Source organism: Bradyrhizobium sp. WSM2793, assembly GCF_000379585.1.
In the GTDB taxonomy this organism is placed as follows: Bacteria; Pseudomonadota; Alphaproteobacteria; order Rhizobiales; family Xanthobacteraceae; genus Bradyrhizobium.
The window spans coordinates 29,315-49,924 of the sequence record NZ_KB902777.1; the positions used below are offsets into that span (position 1 = coordinate 29,315).

The window sequence follows — 20,610 nt, forward strand, 5'->3', positions numbered from 1 at the left end:
GCGTGGAGACGCCAGGCCGAACTCGGCGCTACTCCGGAAGGCCTGCGATGCGGAGGGCATCGCCGAGAGAGGAAGCGAGCGCTGGCGCGCAGTTGACGCCCTGAAATTGACGGCCATAGCGGAACGTCGGGTGCAGCTCCAGCACCCGCGTGGCCGCCGCCTTCGCCTCCTGCAATCGTCCAAGCTTTGCCAGCGCCGCGGCCAATTGCACATGGGTGATGCTGTGGCGAGGATTGGCCTGAACCGAGCGGTAAGCGGCGCGACACGCTTCCTCATATCGGCCGCGATGGAAGTGCCCAAGAGCCTGGGCGTCGAACGCGGCGAAAGCCCAGGAATCGAACGGACTGAGCCGCAGGCTTTGTTCGCTCCATTCGATAGCGCGGTCGGCATCTCCGCCCCAGCCGAGCATGACGCTGCCGAGGATGTAGGTCAGCGCCGATGATGGGCTGATGGCGAGCGCGGCCTCGAACGCGATGAACGCTGCGGAGCGATCGTGCCCGTCCATGCCGATCGAAAAGCCCGCGAGCGTGAGAGCAAGCGCATCATCCTGGCCGTGGGCGATGGCCGAGCGCGCGTGGCGGATCGAGGCCTGCCGATTGGCCTCCTGCAAACCGGCTCGAAGAAACAGGCAGTGATGGCACATCGCTGCATTGCCGTGCGCAAGCGCGTACGCAGGCTCGAGCGCGATCGCACGTTCGAGCAGCACGAGCGCCTGGGTGACCTGGGCCGGCATGCCGGAATCGACGTCCGGCTGGGCGCGCAGGACGAGATCATAGGCATCCAGGCTGTCCGGCCGCTTGCGCCTGACCCTATTGATCTCGGCGCGCCGCAGGCTGGGCGCGATCGCACCGACGGTCAACGATGCGATGTCGTCCTGGAGGGCGAAGACGTCTTCGGATCGGCGGTCAAATCGCTCGGCCCAGACGTGCATGCCAGTCGACGCATCGATCAACTGGCCGGTGATGCGGACCAGCGTGCCGGTCTTGCGGACACTGCCTTCCAGCACGTAGCGTACACCAAGTTCGCGGCCGACCTGCTTCACGTCCACCGCGCGGCCCTTGTAGGCGAATGTGGAATTCCGCGCGATCACGAACAGCCAGTTGATGCGCGAGAGGCCGGTGATGATGTCGTCGACCATCCCGTCGGCAAAATAGTCCTGCGCCGCATCGCCGCTCAAGTTCGTGAAAGGCAACACTGCGATCGACGGCCTGTCGGGCAATGACAGCAACGGCGCTTGCGGTGTTGCTCGTGCGGGACCCGGATCGGACTTCGTCACGGTCGGGCCGACATAGCGATAGCCGCGGCGCGGCAGCGTTTCGATCCAACGCGCCTCGCCGGAGATGTCCGCCAGCGTGCGCCGCACCGCCGCGATCTGGACGGTCAGGTTGCTGTCCTCGACGGCCTGGGCGGGCCAGGCCGCCTCGATCAAGGCATCCTTTGAAACCGGCACACCAGCCTGCCGGACGAGGAGCGCCAGGAGCAATACTGCGCGCTGGCCGAGAGCGGTCGGCTCAGCACCGTGGAACAGGATCCCCGCATCGCCATCGAGGCGAAAGGGACCAAATTCAAGGATCGTGGCCATCATCGAAGAAGGCCACATTTCGCAGGTTTTTTGCAACGTTTTCCGAACGGCTTTGCGACTTTCCGGCTGGACTGGACCACCATCGCGCGAGCCGTGAGGAACGCTGCAACAAGCGATGGAGGTGTACATGACCGCGAAACACGTCATCCGCAGGCCCGGCGAGACCGAGGGGGTCACGCTGCGCGGCCAACCAATGGCCTTCCTGGTGACGGGCGAGGACACTGGGCATACGAGCATGTTCGATTGGACAATTCCGGCAGGATTCGCCACCGGCCGGCACGTTCATCGTGTTCAGGAAGAGACCTTCTACATGCTCGACGGCGAGTGTGAATGGTTCGTCGGGGATGAGATTGTCCGGGCAACCCCAGGGACCTTCCTCTTCATTCCTCCCGGTGTTCCCCACAACATCACTAACGCGAGCGAGAAGCCCGCGCGCGTGCTCATGACCGTATCCCCGCCGGGACACGAGCATTACTTCGAGGAGCTGGCGAAGCTGACGGCAAGTGGTCCCCCGGATGCAAAAGCCATCAGCGAGCTACGCGCCCGCTTCGATACCGACCAGCTCTCGGCGCTGACGACAAGAGCTTGAAGCCCAGACGGCGCGAGGCTGGATCGACTTCAAGGTCGGCCCGGCCGCGCTACCGTGCCGCCAGATCCGCCAGGTGAGCGATCAGCCGATCGATCTCGGCTTCCGTGTTGTAATAATGCGGCGATGCCCGCACGACATGCGGCAAGGCGCGAAGTTCGGCATCGATACGCGTGCTCGACGGATCTGAAGCGCCGATGGTGATGCCTGCTGTAGCGGCGCTGGCGACAACGGCGTCCGCCTCATGCCCGTCCAGCGTGAAGCTGACGATTGCACCCGGCGCGCGTCCGAGGTCGCGAATGGTGATGCCGGGAAGGGCGGCAAGGCCGCCGCGAAGACGGCCGGCAAGCATGCGGCAGCGTTGTTCGATCGGAGCGATGCCGATCTCCAGGGCGTAATCGACAGCCGCTCCCAACCCCAGCCGGGCCGCGTAATTGTTCTCCCAGGTCTCGAAGCGGCGTGCATCGTCGCGAAGCCGATATTCATCGCGCGAGACCCAGGGCGCCGCGAAGTGATCGATCATCGGCGGCTCTAGTCGTTGCAGCAGCGCCTGGCGGACGTAAAGGAAGCCGGTGCCGCGCGGGCCGCGCAGGAACTTTCGCCCCGTGGCCGACAGCATGTCGCAGCCGATGGCCTCGACATCCACCGTCATCTGGCCGACCGCCTGGCAGGCGTCGAGCAGATAGGGAATGCCGTGCGCTCGCGCGATCTTGCCGACAGCTGCCGCCGGATTGACCAGCCCGCCATTGGTCGGGACCCAGGTGATCGCGATGAGCTTTACGCGCTCATCGATCATCCGTTCGAGCGCGTTTACGTCGAGCTCGCCGCTCGCATCGCTGGGCACCACGTCGATGACCGCGCCGGTTCGTTTGGCGACCTGGAGAAAGGCGACATAGTTGGCGGCGTATTCCGCTTCGGCGGTCAGGATTCGGTCGCCCTTGCGAAACGGAAGCGAATAGAACGCCATCTGCCAGGCGACCGTCGCATTCTCCACCAGCGCGATCTCATCGGGCGCGGCATTCAAGAGACGCGCCACCGAGCCGTAGACCGCGTTGAGCCGGTCGGCCTCGCGATCGGCGGCAGCGTAGCCCCCGATCTCGGTCTCCAGATCGATGTGTCCCTTCATCGCCGCTACGACCGGCGCCGGCATCAGGCCAGCGCCTGCGTTGTGGAGATATGCGAGCCGGGAGGCGGCGGGTGTGTCGGCGCGAATTCGGGCGATGTCGATCAAGTCAGAAGCCTCTGCCATCGGGTTCCCTCAGCTAGACACAATGACGCAACGAGCAAGATCGGGCAAACTGGAGCATCCGGATCCCGATGCCTATGCTGATTGAAAGCAAAATTTGGTGGGGAATTGAAAGGACGCACGATGGCGAAGAACACGATTTGCCTCTGGTACGACAGGGATGCCGAGGCGGCTGCCCGCTTCTATGCCGAGACGTTCCCCGACAGCGCCGTGAGCGCCGTCCACCGCGCGCCCAGCGATTACCCGTCCGGAAAGGCGGGGGATGTGCTCACCGTCGAATTCACCGTCGCCGGCGTTGCCTGTCTCGGCCTCAACGGTGGTCCGATTTTCACGCACAACGAATCTTTCTCGTTCCAGATCGCAACCGATGACCAGGAGGAGACGGACCGCTATTGGAACGCCATCGTCGGCAATGGCGGACAGGAGAGTGCGTGCGGCTGGTGCAAGGACAGATGGGGCGTCTCCTGGCAGATCACCCCGCGCGTGCTGACCGAGGCGCTGGCGGCCGGCGGCGCTGAAGCCAAGCGTGCCTTCGATGCGATGATGGGGATGAGGAAAATCGACGTCGCTGCGATCGAGGCGGCACGACGCGGCTGACGTTGGCTTGCCTCAGATACAGAGGCTGAGCAGCTTGATGTGACAGCTGCTGGGCTTGGGCTTGCTCGCGGGTGCGGCTTCGCGTTTCACGGCAACCTCGCGCTTCACGGCGACGAGGGGCTCCTTGTCTTTCTTCTTGCCCTTGCCCTTCGGCTCGTAATCGCCCGCGATCACCATGGCCCAATAGGTGCGCTTGCCGCTGGCATTCCTGGCGCTGGCGATGCCGACGCGGGAGGCGTTGTGCAGCAACAGGTTCTTGCGGTGCCCGGACGAGTCGATCCACTGTCCCAGGGTCTTCTCGAAATTGTCGTAGCCGTAGGCGATGTTCTCGGCGGCGCGGCCGGCGCCGGCGGGCGCGACGCGGCGATTGAAGGGGCCGAGCGCGTCGTGACTGAGGTCGTCCTTCGCCGCCATCGCGCGGGCCTGGTCCATGGCGATGCGGTCGAGGGTGGAATCGCGGACGACGCGAACCTCACCGTGCTTGAGGCGGAAGCTGGAGATCAGCTCGGCCGGGGTCTCGGCCATTGCGGGCGCGGCCGCCAGCAGCAGAAGGCCGGCAATCAGGCCGCCAACCACGCGATGCATCATCGTCCCCCGAGTGCCCATGACCCCGCCGAGCCTGACTTGTCCGACCGCTTCTCTATCGCCAATGTGGACGCTTCAAGGCGAGACTGCCCGTCAGTTCGCTGGCAGGTTCGCCTCGAAATTGAAGCGGTCGCGCAGGTTTTTTCGCTGTTCCAGGATGTCCTTGAGGAAAGCGCGGTCCTGGTCGTTCTTCATCATCGGCTCGATCAGGTCGAGCTGGTTCATGGCGACCAGTTGCAGGATCTCGGTGCGCGGCTTGCCGCCGGCGTCGCGCGGCAGTGCGTGAACGACCTGGATGTGCTCAGGTGGTTTCGGCCCCTTGGCGGCCGCAAGCTCGTTCCGCAACTGGCCCTCGAGCGTAGCCTGATCGGCTTCGACGAAGGCATAGAGCCCGACGCCGGAGCGGCGGTCCGCGAAAGCCACGATGGCGGTGTCGCGCACGGCCGGGTTCTTGCGGATCAGCTCGGTCAGCACCGGCGCGTCGTTCACGAGCCTGCGGCCGCCGCCCTCGCGGTCGGTGAAGTTAAACAAGCCGCGCGTGATCGCGCGATAGACTTTCTTGCCGGTGACAAGCCACAGGCTGGCGGCGAATGACTTCTTCGCAAGGATCTTTCGCTCGCGCGGCGTCAGCGCCTCAGGTGCGTAGGAGCGCTTGTGCTTGAGCAGATGCCGGAGGTCTTCATAGGCGAGGATGCGATAGAGCCGGCCGCGCCGCGCAAAGCAGGCGGCGAGCTGGAAGTCGGTGACATAGGCGAGGCCGTCGCGGCCGACCAGCCAGTTCTGTTCCTTGGCAAGATCGTTGTGGCAGATACCGGCGCGGCGCAGCCGGCGCAGGGCCACCTTGGCCGAACGGAAATAGGCGAGGTCGCCATGGGGCTTGGCCAGATGCAAAGCGACGCCGTCGACGAAGCCGCGCACCAGCGCGCGGCGTCCGGCCCACAGCAGCTCCGGACCAACGTTGAGGCCTTTGGCCAGCGCCAGAGCGTGTTTCTCGCGGGCGAACAGATGGCGCGCCAGCAGGAATGACCACCACGGCACCTCGTCGAGCCGGCGCAGCACGGCGTCGACTTCGCCGATGTCGGTACGGAAGCGCCCGCGTTCGACGGTCGAGAACACGTCGCGCTTGAGCAGCACGCCCTCGGTCCAGCGCGCCGAGAGCGTCGCGGCGTCGTCTTTGGGGAGGCTCATTGCAAACTCACGCGGCTGCGGCAATGCGCAAATGATCGGCGATCCAGCGATCGAGATCGGCGAGTGCCAGTGCGCTCATCGCCTGCTTCTTGGCCACCGTCTTCTCGTTGCCGCGCAGGCGCGTGCCGTCGGGCTTTTTTGTCGGCGCGGTCGCAAGCGGTGGGAATAGACCGAAATTGATGTTCATCGGCTGGAACGAGCGTGTGCCGGGTTCGATGGTCTCGATATGGCCGCCGGTGATGTGGCCGAGCAGCGATCCGAGCGCGGTCGTACCGGGCGGGCTGACAAGCGTCTCGCCGCGCGCGTCCGCGGCTGCATAGAGACCGGCGATCAGGCCGACGCTGGCCGATTCCACGTAGCCCTCGCAACCCGTCATCTGGCCGGCAAAGCGCAGCCGCGGCTGCGCGCGCAGGCGTAGCTGACTGTCGAGAAGCTTTGGCGAATTCAGAAAGGTGTTGCGATGCAGGCCGCCGAGGCGGGCGAACTCCGCCTTCTCCAGCCCGGGAATAGTGCGGAAGATGCGCTGCTGCTCGCCGTATTTCAGCTTCGTCTGGAAGCCGACGATGTTGTAGAGCGTGCCGAGCTTGTTGTCCTGACGCAGCTGCACGATCGCGTAGGCTTTGGTCGTGGGATCGTGCGGATTGGTGAGACCGACCGGCTTCATCGGGCCGTGGCGCAAAGTCTCGGGGCCGCGCTCCGCCATCACTTCGATCGGCAGGCAGCCGTCGAAATAGGGCGTGTTGGTCTCCCACTCCTTGAACTCGGTCTTCTCGCCGGCGATGAGCGCGGCGACGAAGCCGTCATACTGCTCCTTGGTCATCGGGCAGTTGATGTAGTCCGCGCCGGTGCCGCCGGGGCCGACCTTGTCGTAGCGCGACTGAAACCAGGCCACCGACATGTCGATGGATTCGCGGTGCACGATCGGCGCGATTGCGTCGAAGAAAGCGAGCGCGTTCTCGTCGGTCAACTCGCGGATGGCATGGGCGAGCGGTGCGGAGGTGAGGGGGCCGGTGGCAACGATGACGTTGCTCCAGTCGGCCGGCGGCAGGCCTGCAACCTCGCCGCGGGCGATCTGGATCAGGGGATGGTCGTTCAGCGCCTTGGTGACGGCCGCGGAGAAGCCGTCGCGGTCGACGGCGAGCGCGCCGCCGGCGGGCACCTGGTTGGCGTCGGCTGCGCGCATGATCAGCGAATCGAGCCGGCGCATTTCGGCATGCAGCAGGCCGACGGCATTGTTGGCGGCGTCGTCCGAGCGGAACGAATTGGAGCAGACGAGCTCGGCGAGCCCGTCGGTGCGGTGCGCTTCGGTCATGCGGGTCGGCCGCATTTCGTGCAGCACCACGGGCACGCCGGCCTTGGCCACCTGCCAGGCGGCTTCAGAGCCGGCAAGGCCGGCGCCGATCACGTGCACGATGTTGGATTGAGGTCCTGTCATGGGGCGGACAGGTAGCGCTTTTCGGCGTGGAGTGGAATCGCCGAGATCGAGTTTTCTGCCGCTAGATACGACAACGCCCGCACGAGGCGGGCGCTATCGGTCCGTTCCGGTGGAAGGGCTGAAACGATATCAGCCCTGATACTGACCGGCGGCAACGCGCGGGATGTCCGAGCGATCGAGGCCGATATCGGCCAGTTCGCGATCGCTGAGCTGGGACAGCTCGGCAACATTGCGCTGATAGTCCCGGAAGGCCTGGATCATGCGGATGAGCGAGAGCAGCATTGGTAGTCTCCTGCAGTTCGATTCAACCCTTGCCCGGGCTGCATCGTTGAAATGAATATAGGTGAGAGTGTTGCGGTGCGAAAGTTCCGATGTTGCGATGCAGCTAAGCGAGTAACGCATACCGCGAGTAAGGGAGGCTTAACCTCTCGCCAGTCCCGCCCAAGGCTTGAACTGTAGGGACCGAATCTGGCGACAAACTTCCGTGAAATCACGGGTTTAAGGGCTGTCGACTGATCTCGATCATAGCCGAGATAAGTTGCGTGCCTGTCACCAGCAAGTCGGGTCGTCAGCTTCTACACCCAAGTCGGGCATGCGCGATTCGCATGAGACGAAATCGTTATTTTGAATATAGATTCATTATTTGTGGGATGGAACTGTAGGCGCGAATGGGGTCCCACGGGCTTTTTCGCGGCAGGATACGTCGGAACGGCCCATTCGCACCCACGATAGCGCAGCGCACACACGCCGAGCGTGTGACGATGATTACCGGGATGTAATGAAAATCAGAAATTTCGCATGCGGCTCTGCGTGATGCGCAACATCACGCAATTCTCGCGGGGAATTTATTGCGGCAAGTTGCCGCGTCCGGGGGAAAGTCATGTTGCAGAGGCCGGCAATGTCGCGGGTCCTGTCTCAAGAACAACAGAAGGAAGTAACATCATGACGAAGTTACTCGGGGTTATCGCAATTGCCGCCGTCGCGTTCGCCGTCACGCCGGCCCAGGCCGCCAAGCACGCCGCGGGCGGTTGCAGCTCGGCCAACCTGGAGAAGACGGAGACCGCGATCGAGAACATGGCCGACGGCGACAGCAAGTTCGTCGCGCAGAAGGAGATCGCGGCTGCCCAGGATTCGCTGCTCAACGGCAAAATGGGTGCGTGCGGTGCGCATCTGAACAAGGCAATGCACGCCACCATGGCCAAGTAAACGGGTAGGCAAACGCACGAGAGAGGGCCGGTCAGACGATCGGCCCTACGCGTTTGTTGATGGGTCTTTAAGGGGCGCGCGCCAGCTGGGTGGCGAAATAGGCGACGGTCTTGGAATAGACCTCGCTCTTGTTCCACTGCTGCAGCACCGCGAAATTCGGACTGCCCGGCTGCCAATCCTTGCCCTTCTGCCAGCCATAGCCGGCAAGATAATTGGCGGTGGAGGCGAGCACGTCGGGCGCGTTGTGCAGGAGGTCGCGCTTGCCGTTGCCGTCGAAATCGACGGCGTATTTCATCCAGGACGACGGCATGAACTGGGTCTGGCCGAGTTCGCCGGCCCAGGCGCCCTTCATCTCGGCTGGCACGAGATCGCCGCGCTGGACGATGCGCAGTGCGTCGAGCAGTTCGGCGCGAAACTGCTCGGCGCGCCGGCAGTCATAGGCCAGTGTTGCCAGCGACCGGATCGTGGCGAACTTGCCGGTGTTGACGCCGAAATCGGTCTCCAGGCCCCAGATCGCGACCAGAACCTCGCCGGGGACGCCATAGGTTTGTTCGATGCGCGACAGCACCGAGCCGTACTGCTTCATCCTGTTGGAGCCGCGTTCCAGGCGCGGCGGCACCATGCGGCCGGAAAATTCCTCGAAGGTCTGGGCGAAGACCTTTTGCGAGCGGTCGCGGTTGAGCACGCTTTGATCCAGCGTCACGCCGGCGAGACCAGATGCGATGGCCTGCTGTGAGATCCCCTTGGCCGCAGCGTCGGTCTTGAAGTCCGCAAGCCAGGCATCGAAATTGCCCGAGCCGCAGGCAACCGCGGCGAACGCTGGCTGGGCGGACAGGATTGACGCGGAGAGGGCGAAGGCTGCGAGAGCGAGACGAGAAATCGTCGAGGTCATTCGAGGTAATGAATTCCGTGAAGCGATCTGACCGGGGCGCGCAATCTCGATCGGAACCGCGGCCAAAGCAAGGCGTGCGACAGGCCGCGATCCTGCCCGAACCAGGGCAGGATCGCATGTCACGATATCGTCAGGCGTCCGTCCTGCTACGCCAGGGGAAGAGGTTGGCCGGGAAGTCGGCAGCCGACTTGCGCGGACGATGTGGAGGGGGCGGCACCGGACGTGCACCAGGCTCCGAGACGATCACCTTGCGGTAGAGATGCCAGGTGGCATGGCCGAGCAGGGGGATCACCACGGCAAGGCCGAGGAACGCCGGGATGGTGCCGAGCGCGAGCAGAACCGCTACGATCACGCCCCAGGCCGCCATCGGCACCGGGTTCCTCGCGATCACGCGCAGCGAGGTGCTCATCGCCTCGAACGCGCCGGCGTGGCGATCCAGCATCAAGGGGAACGACACGACGCTGATGCAGAGCGCGGCGAGCGCGAACAGGAAACCGACGCCGCAGCCAACCACGATCAGCCACCAGCCCTGCTGCGTCGTCAGCACGCGCGTCATGAAGTCCGAGATTCCGGTGACGCCCTCATAGCCGAACGCCGCGACATAGATCGCCTGCGCGGTCGCAACCCAGGTCACGAACAGCGCGAGCAGCAACGTACCGAGGCCGAGCATCGCCCCGAACGAGGGCGAACGCAGCACCTCCATCGCATCCCAGGCGCTTGCTTCCTCGTAGCGTTCGCGCCGGCTGGAAAGCTCGTAGAGACCGAGCGCTGCGAAGGGGCCGATCAGCGCGAAGCCGGCGGCGAGCGGAAACAGCAGTGGCAGCACCGAATAGCCCATCACCACACGGGCGAGCACGAGGCCGAGCACCGGGTAGATCACGCAGAGGAGGATGGCGTGGCTCGGCACGGCCTTGAAATCTTCCCAGCCGCGCCTGAGCGCATCGTGCAGATCAGACAGCTGGATGGTTCGGATCACCGGTCCAGCCGCATCAGTGGGCTGGGCCATCGTGGGGACATTGCCCTGGTAGAGTGTAGCCATGGTCGCTAGCTCCCTTGCCGAGCGGCCGAATTCGGCGCCGGCAAACGGCGCAAGCGGCCGCCATTCTCTGAAGTCCCGCGATCCCGACCAGACGCGAATTCCGGACGACATCGCGAGCTGAGCTGGAAGCGTACGCCCATTTCCGAGTCCTGTCCTCACGCTTGGGTGAAATTCGATGCCGCATCGCAACCTCGACGATGTCATTCGGTCGTCATTTCGCCGCAGATAAGCTGATGCTGCGTGGTGGTTCGCAGAACTTCGCGGGCGCTACGCAGTAACTTGGTCTATAAGTGCCACTCAAGGTTCTTCCAACGGATCCTTTTCGGGGAGCAGACATGAGCATTTTCGGGAAAATCATGAGCGCGATCTTCGGCGGCCAGCCGGCTTCCGCCGCGCCCGCCGGTGGCGCGGCGCCGGGTAGTGCGCCCGCAGGGGCCGCGCCTGGAGCGTCGGCGCCGGCTTCCGCGCCCATGGCCGCGGTCGATGTGGCGGCGATCGTCGACAAGGCGGTGGCCGCGCACAAGGGCGAGAAGCTGGAATGGCGCACCTCGATCGTCGACCTGATGAAGGCGCTCGACATCGATTCCAGCCTCGCTGCGCGCAAGGATCTCGCCAAGGAGCTCGGCTACAGCGGCGACATGAACGACTCGGCCAGCATGAACGTCTGGCTGCACAAGCAGGTGATGTCCAAGCTCGCCGCCAATGGCGGCAAGCTGCCGCCTGAGATCAAGCACTGACCGCAAGCACTGACCGTATGCCGGTCGTGCCGCAGGGGCTCGCGATCGCGCGGGCCCTTTTTGCTTTCAGCCGACCAGATCCGCATTCTCCGGATGCCTGTCGAGATAGTCGACCACGAAGCCGCAGCCGGCGATCACCTTGCGGCCGTCGCGCCGGATCAAGTCCAGCGCGCCCTTGATCAGCTCGGAGGCGATGCCGCGGCCGCGCAGCGCGCGGGGCGTCTCGGTGTGGGTGATGATGACCGCCGTCGAGGTCAGCCGGTAATTGGCGAAGGCGACCTCGTTGCCGACATCGAGTTCGAAGCGGCTCCTGTCCTTGTTGTCCCGTACCGATGCCACCATGCAAGATCCTTCCGACGTGCGTCTGAGGCGTTGATCTAGGAGCCCGTCCCCGTTCTTGGCAAGGCACGGCCATGGGAGCTTGCCGCACGGCAGATATCTGCAAACGCGCGTGCCTGTAGCTGCAGTGCAGTATGAGAAGCCATCCCTGGTGAACACCACGCCGGCTCCAATAATTACCGGCGCCACTCTTGCAAGTTCCACGGCGGCTCCCACGTCCTCTCAAGGACATACGCCCGAATGCGGCCGGCAGGGTCGCCAGACATTCGGAGTGTCATGATTGCCAGCCGCAGACGTATGCCTCTTTGGAGGAGGTTACGATGTCGGACTTTGGTTTCTTGAATACTCATCGGACATGGGAAGACTGGTGCGGGATGCTGCTCGGCGCGCTCATCGTGGCTTCGCCGTGGTTTCCCGTCCAGGATCCGGCGATTGCCGGGCACCCGACGGCGATCCTGAATGCGGTCGCAATCGGCCTGGTCGTATTTGGCATCAGCCAGCTCGAATATGTCGCCTTGCAGCGCTGGCAGGAGGTGACGACGATCCTCGTCGGACTGTGGCTCATCGCCTCGCCTTACGCCCTCGGCTATTCCGCTGACGGCTTTCTCCGCATCTACCACACGAGCCTCGGCGCGGCGGTGGTGCTGTTGGGCATCCTTCAGCTGTGGCAGGACTGGGATCTGAATGATCAGGACATGCTCAAGCACGGACGATAGGCCGTAGCTGTCGGCAGGCCCGCTGGCTACGGGCGGCGGGCCTGTGCTCTCACCTCGCCACGAGGTCCGCATAATCCGGATGTTTTTCGATCCATGCCTTCACGAACGGGCATTGCGGGATCAGCTTCAATCCGGCGGCGCGGACCTGGTCTAGCGCGCCTTGCACCAGCTTCGAGCCGACGCCCTTGCCGCCGAGATCCTTTGGTACGTCGGTGTGCTCGAACGTGATGACGCCGCCGTCGAGCTTGTAATGCTCGGTCGCAACATGGCCCTCGACCTCGAGCTCGAAGCAGTGATGGTCCTTGTTGTCGATGACGTCGCTCATGTCGTCGCACCTCCAATTGCGATCCTCGCGCGAAGCGGTAACGCGCGGTCAGGTCGCCTGGTTTCAGTAGCTGAGGTCGTTCGGTTCAATCGGCCGCTTTGGCGAGCCTGGAATCTTCGGGCTGCTGCGGCGGGCGCAGGCACCCCTGGCAGATGACCAGGGAGCGGTTGACCCTGGCATCCTGCTCGGCCTCGCTGCCGTCCTGCGCTTGCCACCACTCCTTCGAATGGGGCTGAAGTCCGGCTTGCGAGCCGTTCCGCTCGGATCGGGCCGAGGTCCGCGCTGGCTGTGCTGCTGCCCGCGGCCGATTGGGATCCTCGCCGGCGCCATCCCAAGCATAACGTGCAGGCTTGAAGGCGGGATCGGAGGCCAGATGCGCCTGTGGCGCCACGGCACATCCGGCGAGCGCCAGCGACAACAGGAGGAAGGCGGGCGCTTTGACCATGATGCGACACTCTGTACGCGAGAACTGAGGAAGGGTGCGCCGATCATGTTTAAAATTTTCTGAACGATTGCGGCCGCGCCGGCGACAAACGCGCATGCGCTATTTGATGCTTCTGCTCGCTCTGTTCGCCTCCGCCGCGCGCGCCGAGGATGCAAAGCCGTTCGATCCCTCCGACTATCCGCCCGGCGTGCAGAAGGCACTGCGCTACGCCAATGAGGAATGCACCAGCCAGGACGGTGGCGAGGTGACCTTCGCGCCCGATACGGTGCGCAAGATCGACCTGACCGGTGACGGCCGCGACGACTACATCGTCGATTTCCAGGACACCAAATGCGGCGATCGCGAGACGACCTATTGCGGAACTGGCGGCTGCGTCATCAACATCCTGGTGACGCTGCCGGACGGCAACATTCGCCCGGTGTTTGACGGCTATGTCCTCCGCCACAAGATCATGGCCCCGCCGATGAAGCGCGGCGCTGCGCGCACCGTCCGCTTCGATCTTCATGGCAGCTTCTGCGGCGGCTTTGGCCCGCAGACCTGTGTCAAGCAGAAGGCGATCACGGCGACGCCGTTTGCGTTCAAGCAGCCGTAGGGGAGCCGTGCATCCGGCGGCCTTGCAGGGGCGCGGGCGGTGGCGATAAATGGGCTGCAATGAGCCGGCGGCCAGCGCGCCGCCCGCCCTCGAAGAGGAATCCCCATGCAGCCCCTGCGCATGTCGCGCCGCGTCATGAATCTCGCTTACATGCTGACCCAGAATGCCCGGCGGCATGGCGCGCGTCCCGGTTTCGTCTGGGGTGACAAATCCTGGAGCTGGCGGCAGATCGATGCGCAGGTCTCGGCGTTGGCTGCAGCGCTCGCCGCGCGTGGCATCGCCAAGGGCGACCGCATCCTGGTCCATTCGAAGAACGGCGACGAGATGTTCTTCTCGATGTTCGCCGCGTTCCGGCTCGGCGCGGTCTGGGTGCCCACCAATTTCCGCCTGATGCCGGATGAGGTCACCTATCTGGCAGAGGCCTCCGGCGCCAAGGCGTTTCTGTGCCATGTCGATTTTCCCGAGCATGCGGCGGCCGTGAAAGGCGGCGCGCTCGAGTTCACCTGGAGCGTCGACGGCAAGGGCGCGTTCGGCGAGCGCTCGGTTGCTGATGCCATTGCCGCTCATGCCGGCGCCAATGTCGCGAATGTCGCCGTCGAGCACGACGATCCCTGCTGGTTCTTCTTCACCTCGGGCACCACCGGCCGCTCCAAGGCCGCGGTGCTGACCCACGGCCAGATGGGCTTTGTGATCACCAACCATCTCGCCGATCTGACGCCCGGCGTCACCGAGAATGACGCCTCGCTGGTGGTGGCGCCGCTGTCGCATGGCGCCGGCGTGCATCAGTTGGTGCAGACCGCGCGCGGCGTCTGCACCATCTTGCTGCCGACCGAGAAATTCGACATCAACGAGGCGTTCCGCCTGATCGAGACGCATCGGGTCGCCAATCTCTTCACGGTGCCGACAATTTTGAAGATGATGGTCGAGCACCCCGCCGTCGACAAATACGATCATTCCTCGCTACGTCACGTGATCTATGCGGGCGCGCCGATGTATCGCGAGGATCAGAAGACCGCGCTGAAGAAGCTCGGCAAGGTCATCGTGCAGTATTTTGGCCTCGGCGAGGTCACCGGCAACATCACCGTGCTGCCGGCGGCGCTGCACGATCCCGAGGACGGCCCGCACGCCAAGATCGGCACCTGCGGCTTCGAGCGCACCGGCATGCAGGTCTCGATCCAGGATGATGAAGGCCGCGAGCTCGCAGCCAACCAGAGCGGCGAGATCTGCGTGATCGGGCCGGCGGTACTCGCAGGCTACTACGACAATCCCGAAGCCAATGCGAAGGCGTTCCGCAACGGCTGGTTCCGCACCGGCGACCTCGGCCATATGGACGAGGAGGGGTTCGTCTACATCACCGGCCGCGCCTCCGACATGTACATCTCCGGCGGCTCCAACATCTATCCGCGCGAGATCGAGGAGAAGATCTTGACGCATCCCGCGGTCGGCGAGGTCGCCGTGCTCGGCGTGCCCGATCCGACCTGGGGCGAGGTCGGCGTCGCCGTCTGCGTGGCGCGCGAAGGTGCGAAGGCGGTGAGCGAGGCCGAAATGGCGGCGTTCCTTTCGCCGAAGGTGCCGCGCTACAAGATGCCGAAGCGGTTCTTCTTCTGGGAGGCCTTGCCGAAATCCGGCTATGGCAAGGTGCCGAAGCGCATGGTGCGTGATGAGCTCGAGGCGCGCGGGCTGCTCGATCTCGACAAGACGAAGGCGGGCTGAGCGCAGGTGATGCGGAATATCAAGCAGCCGGGCGCGCCCATCGCGGAACGCATTCAATGGGTGGAGGCGAGGGGGCGCGCCTTCTCCTTCACGCTTCAGGCAGGTCTGCCGCTGCTGGAAGCCGCGCGGCGCGGCTTTGCGGCCGAAGGTTTTACGAGCGGCGTGCTGAACTTCAGGCAGGGCGCGCTCAAGCCTTTCGCCTATGTCATGCCGGCGCTGTCGAAGACCGGCGAGAACGCGGCGTTCTACAGCGACACGTACCGGCCCGGCGGCGTGACGCGCACGAAGCTCGGCTCCATGACGCTCGGCACGCGCGACGGCGCGCCGTTCTTTCACTGCCATGGGCTGTGGACGGAGGCGGATGGCAAGGCCAGCGGCGGCCACATGCTGCCAGACGAGACTGTTGTCGCCGAACCGTTCGAAGTCGACGCCTTCGGCATTGACGGCGCGATGTTCGCTGCCGAGCCCGATCCCGAGACCAATTTCAAGCTGTTCGGGCCGGTGGCGGCTGCGCGCAGTGGCGCACGCACGACGAGCCGCGCCTTCGCGCTCCGGCTGCGCCCCAATCAGGACTTTGCCGGCGCGCTCGAAGAGTTCTGCCGTGCGCACGGCATCGCGCGCGCGAAGATCCATGGCGGCGTGGGCTCGACCATCGGCGCTCGCTTCAGCCATGGCAGGGTGACCGAGCCTTTCGCGACTGAGCTTGCGGTAACGGCCGGGCTGATCGCGATCGGGCCCTCTGGCGCGCTCGAAGCTGCGCTCGACGCCGCGTTGGTCGACTACACCGGCGGCTTGGCGGAGGGGCGCCTGGTCCGCGGCGACAACCCCGTGCTGATGACGATGGAGCTGGTGCTGGAGGCGCTGGACTAGGCTGCGAACGGGGCTCGCGCCGGGAGCCATGCCACTTGCGCGGCATCATTGTTCCCGTTACGTTCCGGCTTGGAATGCCGGTCGCGGAACGGACGGAGAGACGGCTATGAGCCGGCGAGGTCATCGCACGATCAACCTGCCGGCGCCGTATCTGAAGCGGGTCTGGCTCGACCCGTCGAAAGTTCACGATCGCAAGGCTTATCCGTTTTGCCTGCCCATCTTCCCGGATGATTTCGAGCTCAGCTTCGACGCCGCCATCACGATCATTGTTGGAGAGAACGGCACCGGGAAGTCGACGATCCTCGAAGGCATCGCATCGCTCGCCGGCTACGACGATGCCGGGGGCGGCAAGGGCTACATGCCGGTCGATCATTCAGAGGCGCGCGAGAAGATGGGCGGCCAGCTCGGCAAGGCGCTGCGCGCGAGCTGGCTGCCGAAGATCAGCAATGGCTGGTTTTTTTGTGCCGAGAGCTTTTTCTCGGTCGCGCGGTATCTGGACAAGGCCGCGCGTGATGCCGGCCAGGTCGGTCCCGATTTCCTGTCGCACTCCCACGGCGAAGGCTTCCTGCGCTTTTTCGAGGAGCGCTGTCAGCGCCAGGGCATCTTCATCTTCGACGAGCCGGAATCGGCTCTGTCGCCGGCGCGCCAGATCGAGTTCTTGAAGCTGCTGCGACGCATGGAGGATTCCCGGATCTGCCAGGTCATCATGGCAACGCATTCGCCGATGCTGATGGCTTACCCGAATGCGCGGCTGCTGCGGCTCGGGAAATACGGGCTGGAGCCGGTGACGGTCGAGGCGACGGATCACTACCGGCTGATGCGCGAGTTTTGTTCGGATCCGCACGGGTTCGTCGAGGCGACGCTGGCGGAATGAATGTACCATCCGGTGCTCCTTCGCGCGGTTTCCCGTTCTCGCGGCACATCGTGCCCGAGCTTTTGCTTCACGTGCCGCCCTCAAAAATGCCGAGGGCGCAGGGAAGGCCGGGTGCCGGCTGGCACCCGCGGTCCACTGTGCGAAAGCGTGTGCTCAAAAAGCTGCACAGCGGCATACAGGTGAAGCCAAACATCCGGCCTTCCCTGCGCAGTGGTTTTACGGCTTATGTCGTGATCTCCCCGCGGAGCGATGCACTATTGCCCCCGTCGCCTTGCGGATAGCTGATGCGCGCGCCCGGTCGGGCCGCAACATCACCGCAACACTTGGCGCACAGACCCCGGGCGCCAGGACCACACGATTTTGCCGTACGCAGGCTGCACCGGTCGTGCGCGCGTTAGTCCTTGCTCACGGTGTGACCCGCCCTGCAAACCACCTTCGCGCCGACGCAGCCCGCGTCCACCACGTCCCATCCCGCGTGTCGTGACGATCGCGATGCGCCCCTCGGCCGGGTTGGGATGCCCTTCTATACGATAATCCGAACTTCTGATAAAGAGAAATATTTCGGTTCGGTGGCGTTGACCCTCCCATGGGTGTTTTGCCCGCCGGGTCGCGCAACAGCTTGTGGGTCGTGCCGAGCTCCGCCGCAACGGCGCCACGAACCGGTCTCCCCTCGGCCCCAAAATGCGCTAGGATGACCGCAGCGCGCATTCCAAGTCGCGCACGATCAACTGGACGTATGAGGAAACGAGATGAGGGTGACGATTGGACGGCGCACGGCCATGGCTGCGGCGCTGGCTGTGGTTGGGGCGGCAGGCTTGACGGCGACTTTGGGCCCGGCTTTTTCACCGGCGGCCTGGGCGCATGGGCCGACCCGGCAGAAGGTGCGGGAATCCATCGAGATCAACGCGCCGCAGGACAAGGTCTGGGCCGCGATCCGCAACTTCCAGGACATGGGCTGGCTTCCGCCCGTCACCAAGACCACCGGCGAGAAGGGCAACGAGGTCGGCGCGACGCGCCAGCTGACGCTGACGGGCGGGGCGACTGTCGATGAGGAGCTCTACAAATACGAGCCCGACATGATGAGCTATTCGTACCGGATCACCAAGGTCGACGTGAAGGTGCTGCCGGTGACCAATTATTCCTCGACGTTGACGGTGTCGCCGGCTTCCGACGGCAAATCCAAGCTGGAATGGGCCGGGGCGTTCTACCGCGGCTTTCCCAACAACGATCCGCCGCCGGAGCTGAGCGACGAGGCCGCGATGAAGGCCGTGAGCGGGCTCTACAAGACCGGCCTCGAAGCCCTGAAGAAGAAGATCGAGAGCGGTAGCTGATCGTGCGGATGCTGGTTCTGGCGGCGCTTGCCGCCAGCCTTTGTCATGCCAGCCTCGGCAGCGCCGCTGCCGAGGAGGCGTTCGTCACCAACCAGCTCAGCGACGATCTGATGGTCGTGGATCTCGCCGCAGCACGCAGCGTCGCGACCATCCCGATCGGCGGCAAGCCGGCCGGAATCGCCGTCAGCGCCGACGGACGCTTCGCCTATGTCACGAGCCCGGATGCCAAGGCGGTGACGGTGGTGGACGCCGCAACGCGGCAGGTGACGGGCCGGATCGAGGTCGGCGGCGGGCCGCTCGGCATTGCGGTGGCGCCCGATGGCAAGTCCGTCTATGTCGCCGATTGGTACGCGGCGGCGGTGCGGGTGATCGATGCCGCCTCGCGCAGCGTCACCGCCAGCATCGCGGTCGGGGCCTCGCCGTCGGGGCTTGCGGTGACGCCCGACGGCAAGCTGCTGCTCTCGGCGGACCGCGATGACGACAGCGTCTCCGTCGTTGACACCGCGACGCGCCAGCGCAAGGCGGCGATCAAGGTCGGCACCCGTCCATTCGGCGTCACCATCGATGCCGACGGCAAGCGCGCCTACACCGCCAATGTCGGCTCCGACGACGTCTCCGTGATCGACATTGCAGAAGGGAGCGAGATCGGCCGCGTGCCGGTCGGCATGCGCCCCTATGCGGTGGCGCTGACGCTAGGCCGCGGCTTCGTCACCGACCAATATGGCGGCACCGTCAGCGTGTTCGATCTGGCGAGCCTGAAGCCGATCAAGCGCATCAATGTCGGCGACTACCCTGAGGGGATCAACGCCACCGCCGACGGCAAGCGCGTCATCGTGGCGTGCTGGGAAAGCAACACGCTTCATATCATCGACGCAGCCGAGCTGAAAGTGATCGGCGAGATCAAGACCGGCGATGGCCCAAGGGCGTTCGGAGCGTTCCTGCGCAAGACGGAGTAGGGTGTGTAGGGCGGATTAGCGCAGCGTAATCCGCCGATCGATCGCCGATGCAAGATGGCGGATTACGCTGCGCTAATCCGCCCTACGATTACACACCGCGTCCGCAATTTCATCCATCCGCTCAAACACGTGATCCGGCCCCAGCGCCCGCAGCGCCGCCGGCGCCGCATAACCCCAGCACACCGCGCCGCAGGCAATCCCAACGCTGCGCGCTGCCTCGATGTCGCGCACCTCGTCGCCGATCGCGATGACCTGGCCCGGCTCCACGCCGGCGCGGCGGATGACGCGGCGGAATTTCGCGGGCTTGCCGAACAGCGAGGCCGAGCAGTCGAAATGCGAAAACAGCGCGGCGGTCTCGCCAAGCTTCTCGCGCGCATTGTCCTCGCTGTCGGACGTCACCAGCGCGAGCTGCACGCCGTTGTCTGCCAGCGTCCGCAGCATCGCCTCGACGCCCGCAAACAGCGATATCTCGCCAGCTGCCTCTCCCTTCAGCCGCCGCGCATGCCGCGCGATTGCCGGTAGCTTCCAAAGCGGCACCTCGAGCCGGGAGAGGATCTCCCGCGTCGAGGCATGCCGCAGCTCCTCGATTTCCTCATCCCGCACGCGGCAAAAGCCGAAGCGGTCGGCGATGTCGTTGACGGTGCGCAGGAACCACGGAAAGCTGTCGGCCAGCGTGCCGTCGAGATCGAAGATGGCGAGGGCGTAGGGCATGTGAGGAAAGGCTCCGGATGTCGCTTCGTCCATCCGGCGATTGAACTAGAATTTCCACACGGTGTCTTCGGTCCAGCCCAACGCAGCGAACTCGGCGGCCCGGAGCGGGGCTTCGCCCTCGGCGAAGAACTCGTCGAGCTGAGGCGGGGTGACGGCTGTCTCGGACAGCATGGCGTGCGCCTGACCGCGATGATGGATCTGATGCTGGAAGAGATGCATCAGGAGCCGGTCGCGGCGCTCGGTTTGCACCTGCGTGTCGCGATTGATCTTCACGATATCATCGAGTCGTGCGGGCGTCAGCGTATCGCAGATGGCGATCAGGCGCTTGTCGAGCGCGGCTTGAGCGGGCTTCAGCGCGGCAAGGGAAGGGTAGGGCACCTCGTTTTTCCAGGCCGCCGGTCCGAGCCAGCCACCCTCCAGCGCATCGATATAGAAGAGATCGATGACATGGACGTGGTTCAGGGTGCGCTGCAGGCTCGGAAAGAAGCCGGTGCGGTGGGCTTCGAATTCAACCTGGGACAGCGCGGCGCAAGCCGAGAGCAGCCGATGGTTGGCCCAGGCATTGTTGTGGGCGAAGGCGCGATAGGTCTGCACGAGTCCAGCGGACATGTTGGTTCGTCCCGATCGGATAGTGGCGGATTACGC

General features: G+C 64.7%; 24 protein-coding genes. 11 read left to right on the forward strand and 13 right to left on the reverse strand.

Annotated elements, in window-relative coordinates:
• Positions 1-28 precede the first annotated feature (28 nt).
• Positions 29-1,582, reverse strand: coding sequence for a winged helix-turn-helix domain-containing protein (locus A3AS_RS0112310; protein ID WP_026201925.1), 1,554 nt, complete (start codon positions 1,580-1,582; stop codon positions 29-31).
• A gap of 127 nt (positions 1,583-1,709) precedes the next feature.
• Here A3AS_RS0112310 and A3AS_RS0112315 point away from each other — a divergent pair, with 127 nt between their 5' ends.
• Positions 1,710-2,171, forward strand: coding sequence for a cupin domain-containing protein (locus A3AS_RS0112315; protein ID WP_026201926.1), 462 nt, complete (start codon positions 1,710-1,712; stop codon positions 2,169-2,171).
• 49 nt (positions 2,172-2,220) lie between these two features.
• Here A3AS_RS0112315 and A3AS_RS0112320 read toward each other — a convergent pair whose 3' ends face one another.
• Positions 2,221-3,417, reverse strand: a complete 1,197-nt coding sequence (locus tag A3AS_RS0112320; RefSeq protein WP_018317890.1) for an aminotransferase class V-fold PLP-dependent enzyme — start codon at positions 3,415-3,417, stop codon at positions 2,221-2,223.
• A gap of 120 nt (positions 3,418-3,537) precedes the next feature.
• On the opposite strand from A3AS_RS0112320, the gene A3AS_RS0112325 reads away from it, so the two are divergent.
• Positions 3,538-4,011, forward strand: coding sequence for a VOC family protein (locus A3AS_RS0112325; RefSeq protein WP_018317891.1), 474 nt, complete (start codon positions 3,538-3,540; stop codon positions 4,009-4,011).
• Positions 4,012-4,023: 12 nt separating this feature from the next.
• Here A3AS_RS0112325 and A3AS_RS0112330 read toward each other — a convergent pair whose 3' ends face one another.
• The 4 genes from A3AS_RS0112330 to A3AS_RS44980 form a co-directional block, all read right to left on the reverse strand.
• The gene (locus A3AS_RS0112330) at positions 4,024-4,596 is read right to left on the reverse strand and encodes a CAP domain-containing protein (protein WP_049814866.1); all 573 of its coding nucleotides are present in this window, start codon (positions 4,594-4,596) and stop codon (positions 4,024-4,026) included.
• 93 nt (positions 4,597-4,689) lie between these two features.
• A complete protein-coding gene (locus tag A3AS_RS0112335; RefSeq protein WP_026201928.1) occupies positions 4,690-5,784 on the reverse strand; it encodes a serine/threonine protein kinase in 1,095 nt (364 codons plus the stop codon).
• A 7-nt stretch (positions 5,785-5,791) separates the two neighbouring features.
• Positions 5,792-7,219: a methylenetetrahydrofolate--tRNA-(uracil(54)-C(5))-methyltransferase (FADH(2)-oxidizing) TrmFO gene (gene trmFO, locus A3AS_RS0112340; RefSeq protein WP_018317894.1), complete on the reverse strand. Its 1,428-nt coding sequence runs from the start codon at positions 7,217-7,219 to the stop codon at positions 5,792-5,794.
• A gap of 129 nt (positions 7,220-7,348) precedes the next feature.
• Positions 7,349-7,501, reverse strand: a complete 153-nt coding sequence (locus tag A3AS_RS44980) for a DUF1127 domain-containing protein (protein ID WP_007590701.1) — start codon at positions 7,499-7,501, stop codon at positions 7,349-7,351.
• 516 nt (positions 7,502-8,017) lie between these two features.
• Here A3AS_RS44980 and A3AS_RS49000 point away from each other — a divergent pair.
• Positions 8,018-8,425: a hypothetical protein gene (locus A3AS_RS49000; RefSeq protein ID WP_245283194.1), complete on the forward strand. Its 408-nt coding sequence runs from the start codon at positions 8,018-8,020 to the stop codon at positions 8,423-8,425.
• Between the two features lie 67 nt (positions 8,426-8,492).
• Here the strand turns inward: A3AS_RS49000 and A3AS_RS0112355 are convergent, their stop codons facing one another.
• Both A3AS_RS0112355 and A3AS_RS0112360 read right to left on the reverse strand, forming a co-directional pair.
• Positions 8,493-9,317 (reverse strand): lytic murein transglycosylase, encoded by an 825-nt coding sequence (locus tag A3AS_RS0112355; RefSeq protein ID WP_018317895.1) that lies wholly within the window; start codon positions 9,315-9,317, stop codon positions 8,493-8,495.
• A 130-nt stretch (positions 9,318-9,447) separates the two neighbouring features.
• Positions 9,448-10,356 (reverse strand): DUF2189 domain-containing protein, encoded by a 909-nt coding sequence (locus A3AS_RS0112360; protein WP_018317896.1) that lies wholly within the window; start codon positions 10,354-10,356, stop codon positions 9,448-9,450.
• A 335-nt stretch (positions 10,357-10,691) separates the two neighbouring features.
• On the opposite strand from A3AS_RS0112360, the gene A3AS_RS0112370 reads away from it, so the two are divergent.
• Complete coding sequence (locus tag A3AS_RS0112370; protein ID WP_026201930.1) at positions 10,692-11,093, forward strand: DUF3597 domain-containing protein; 402 nt, start codon at positions 10,692-10,694, stop codon at positions 11,091-11,093.
• Between the two features lie 66 nt (positions 11,094-11,159).
• On the opposite strand, the gene A3AS_RS0112375 is transcribed toward A3AS_RS0112370, so the two are convergent.
• Complete coding sequence (locus A3AS_RS0112375) at positions 11,160-11,435, reverse strand: GNAT family N-acetyltransferase (protein WP_018317899.1); 276 nt, start codon at positions 11,433-11,435, stop codon at positions 11,160-11,162.
• Between the two features lie 371 nt (positions 11,436-11,806).
• Between A3AS_RS0112375 and A3AS_RS0112380 the strand changes: the two genes are divergently transcribed.
• Positions 11,807-12,148, forward strand: coding sequence for an SPW repeat protein (locus A3AS_RS0112380; RefSeq protein WP_312013773.1), 342 nt, complete (start codon positions 11,807-11,809; stop codon positions 12,146-12,148).
• A 49-nt stretch (positions 12,149-12,197) separates the two neighbouring features.
• Here the strand turns inward: A3AS_RS0112380 and A3AS_RS0112385 are convergent, their stop codons facing one another.
• Both A3AS_RS0112385 and A3AS_RS0112390 read right to left on the reverse strand, forming a co-directional pair.
• Complete coding sequence (locus A3AS_RS0112385) at positions 12,198-12,473, reverse strand: GNAT family N-acetyltransferase (protein ID WP_018317900.1); 276 nt, start codon at positions 12,471-12,473, stop codon at positions 12,198-12,200.
• A gap of 85 nt (positions 12,474-12,558) precedes the next feature.
• Entirely contained in the window at positions 12,559-12,918 is a 360-nt protein-coding gene (locus tag A3AS_RS0112390; RefSeq protein ID WP_018317901.1) for a hypothetical protein, read from the reverse strand.
• Positions 12,919-13,012: 94 nt separating this feature from the next.
• On the opposite strand from A3AS_RS0112390, the gene A3AS_RS0112395 reads away from it, so the two are divergent.
• From A3AS_RS0112395 to A3AS_RS0112420, 6 genes are all read left to right on the forward strand, one after another.
• Positions 13,013-13,510 carry a hypothetical protein gene (locus A3AS_RS0112395; RefSeq protein WP_026201932.1) on the forward strand — a complete coding sequence of 166 codons (498 nt, stop codon included), beginning with the start codon at positions 13,013-13,015 and terminating at the stop codon, positions 13,508-13,510.
• Positions 13,511-13,615: 105 nt separating this feature from the next.
• Positions 13,616-15,223 carry an acyl-CoA synthetase gene (locus tag A3AS_RS0112400; RefSeq protein ID WP_018317902.1) on the forward strand — a complete coding sequence of 536 codons (1,608 nt, stop codon included), beginning with the start codon at positions 13,616-13,618 and terminating at the stop codon, positions 15,221-15,223.
• Positions 15,224-15,232: 9 nt separating this feature from the next.
• Complete coding sequence (locus tag A3AS_RS0112405) at positions 15,233-16,093, forward strand: PCC domain-containing protein (RefSeq protein WP_018317903.1); 861 nt, start codon at positions 15,233-15,235, stop codon at positions 16,091-16,093.
• Between the two features lie 106 nt (positions 16,094-16,199).
• The gene (locus A3AS_RS0112410; protein ID WP_018317904.1) at positions 16,200-16,967 is read left to right on the forward strand and encodes an AAA family ATPase; all 768 of its coding nucleotides are present in this window, start codon (positions 16,200-16,202) and stop codon (positions 16,965-16,967) included.
• Between the two features lie 749 nt (positions 16,968-17,716).
• Entirely contained in the window at positions 17,717-18,298 is a 582-nt protein-coding gene (locus tag A3AS_RS0112415; protein ID WP_026201933.1) for an SRPBCC family protein, read from the forward strand.
• 2 nt (positions 18,299-18,300) lie between these two features.
• Complete coding sequence (locus A3AS_RS0112420; RefSeq protein ID WP_018317906.1) at positions 18,301-19,254, forward strand: cytochrome D1 domain-containing protein; 954 nt, start codon at positions 18,301-18,303, stop codon at positions 19,252-19,254.
• A gap of 72 nt (positions 19,255-19,326) precedes the next feature.
• On the opposite strand, the gene A3AS_RS0112425 is transcribed toward A3AS_RS0112420, so the two are convergent.
• Positions 19,327-19,965, reverse strand: coding sequence for an HAD family hydrolase (locus A3AS_RS0112425; protein WP_049814867.1), 639 nt, complete (start codon positions 19,963-19,965; stop codon positions 19,327-19,329).
• Between the two features lie 45 nt (positions 19,966-20,010).
• Positions 20,011-20,574, reverse strand: a complete 564-nt coding sequence (locus tag A3AS_RS0112430) for a DinB family protein (protein ID WP_018317908.1) — start codon at positions 20,572-20,574, stop codon at positions 20,011-20,013.
• Positions 20,575-20,610 lie beyond the last annotated feature (36 nt).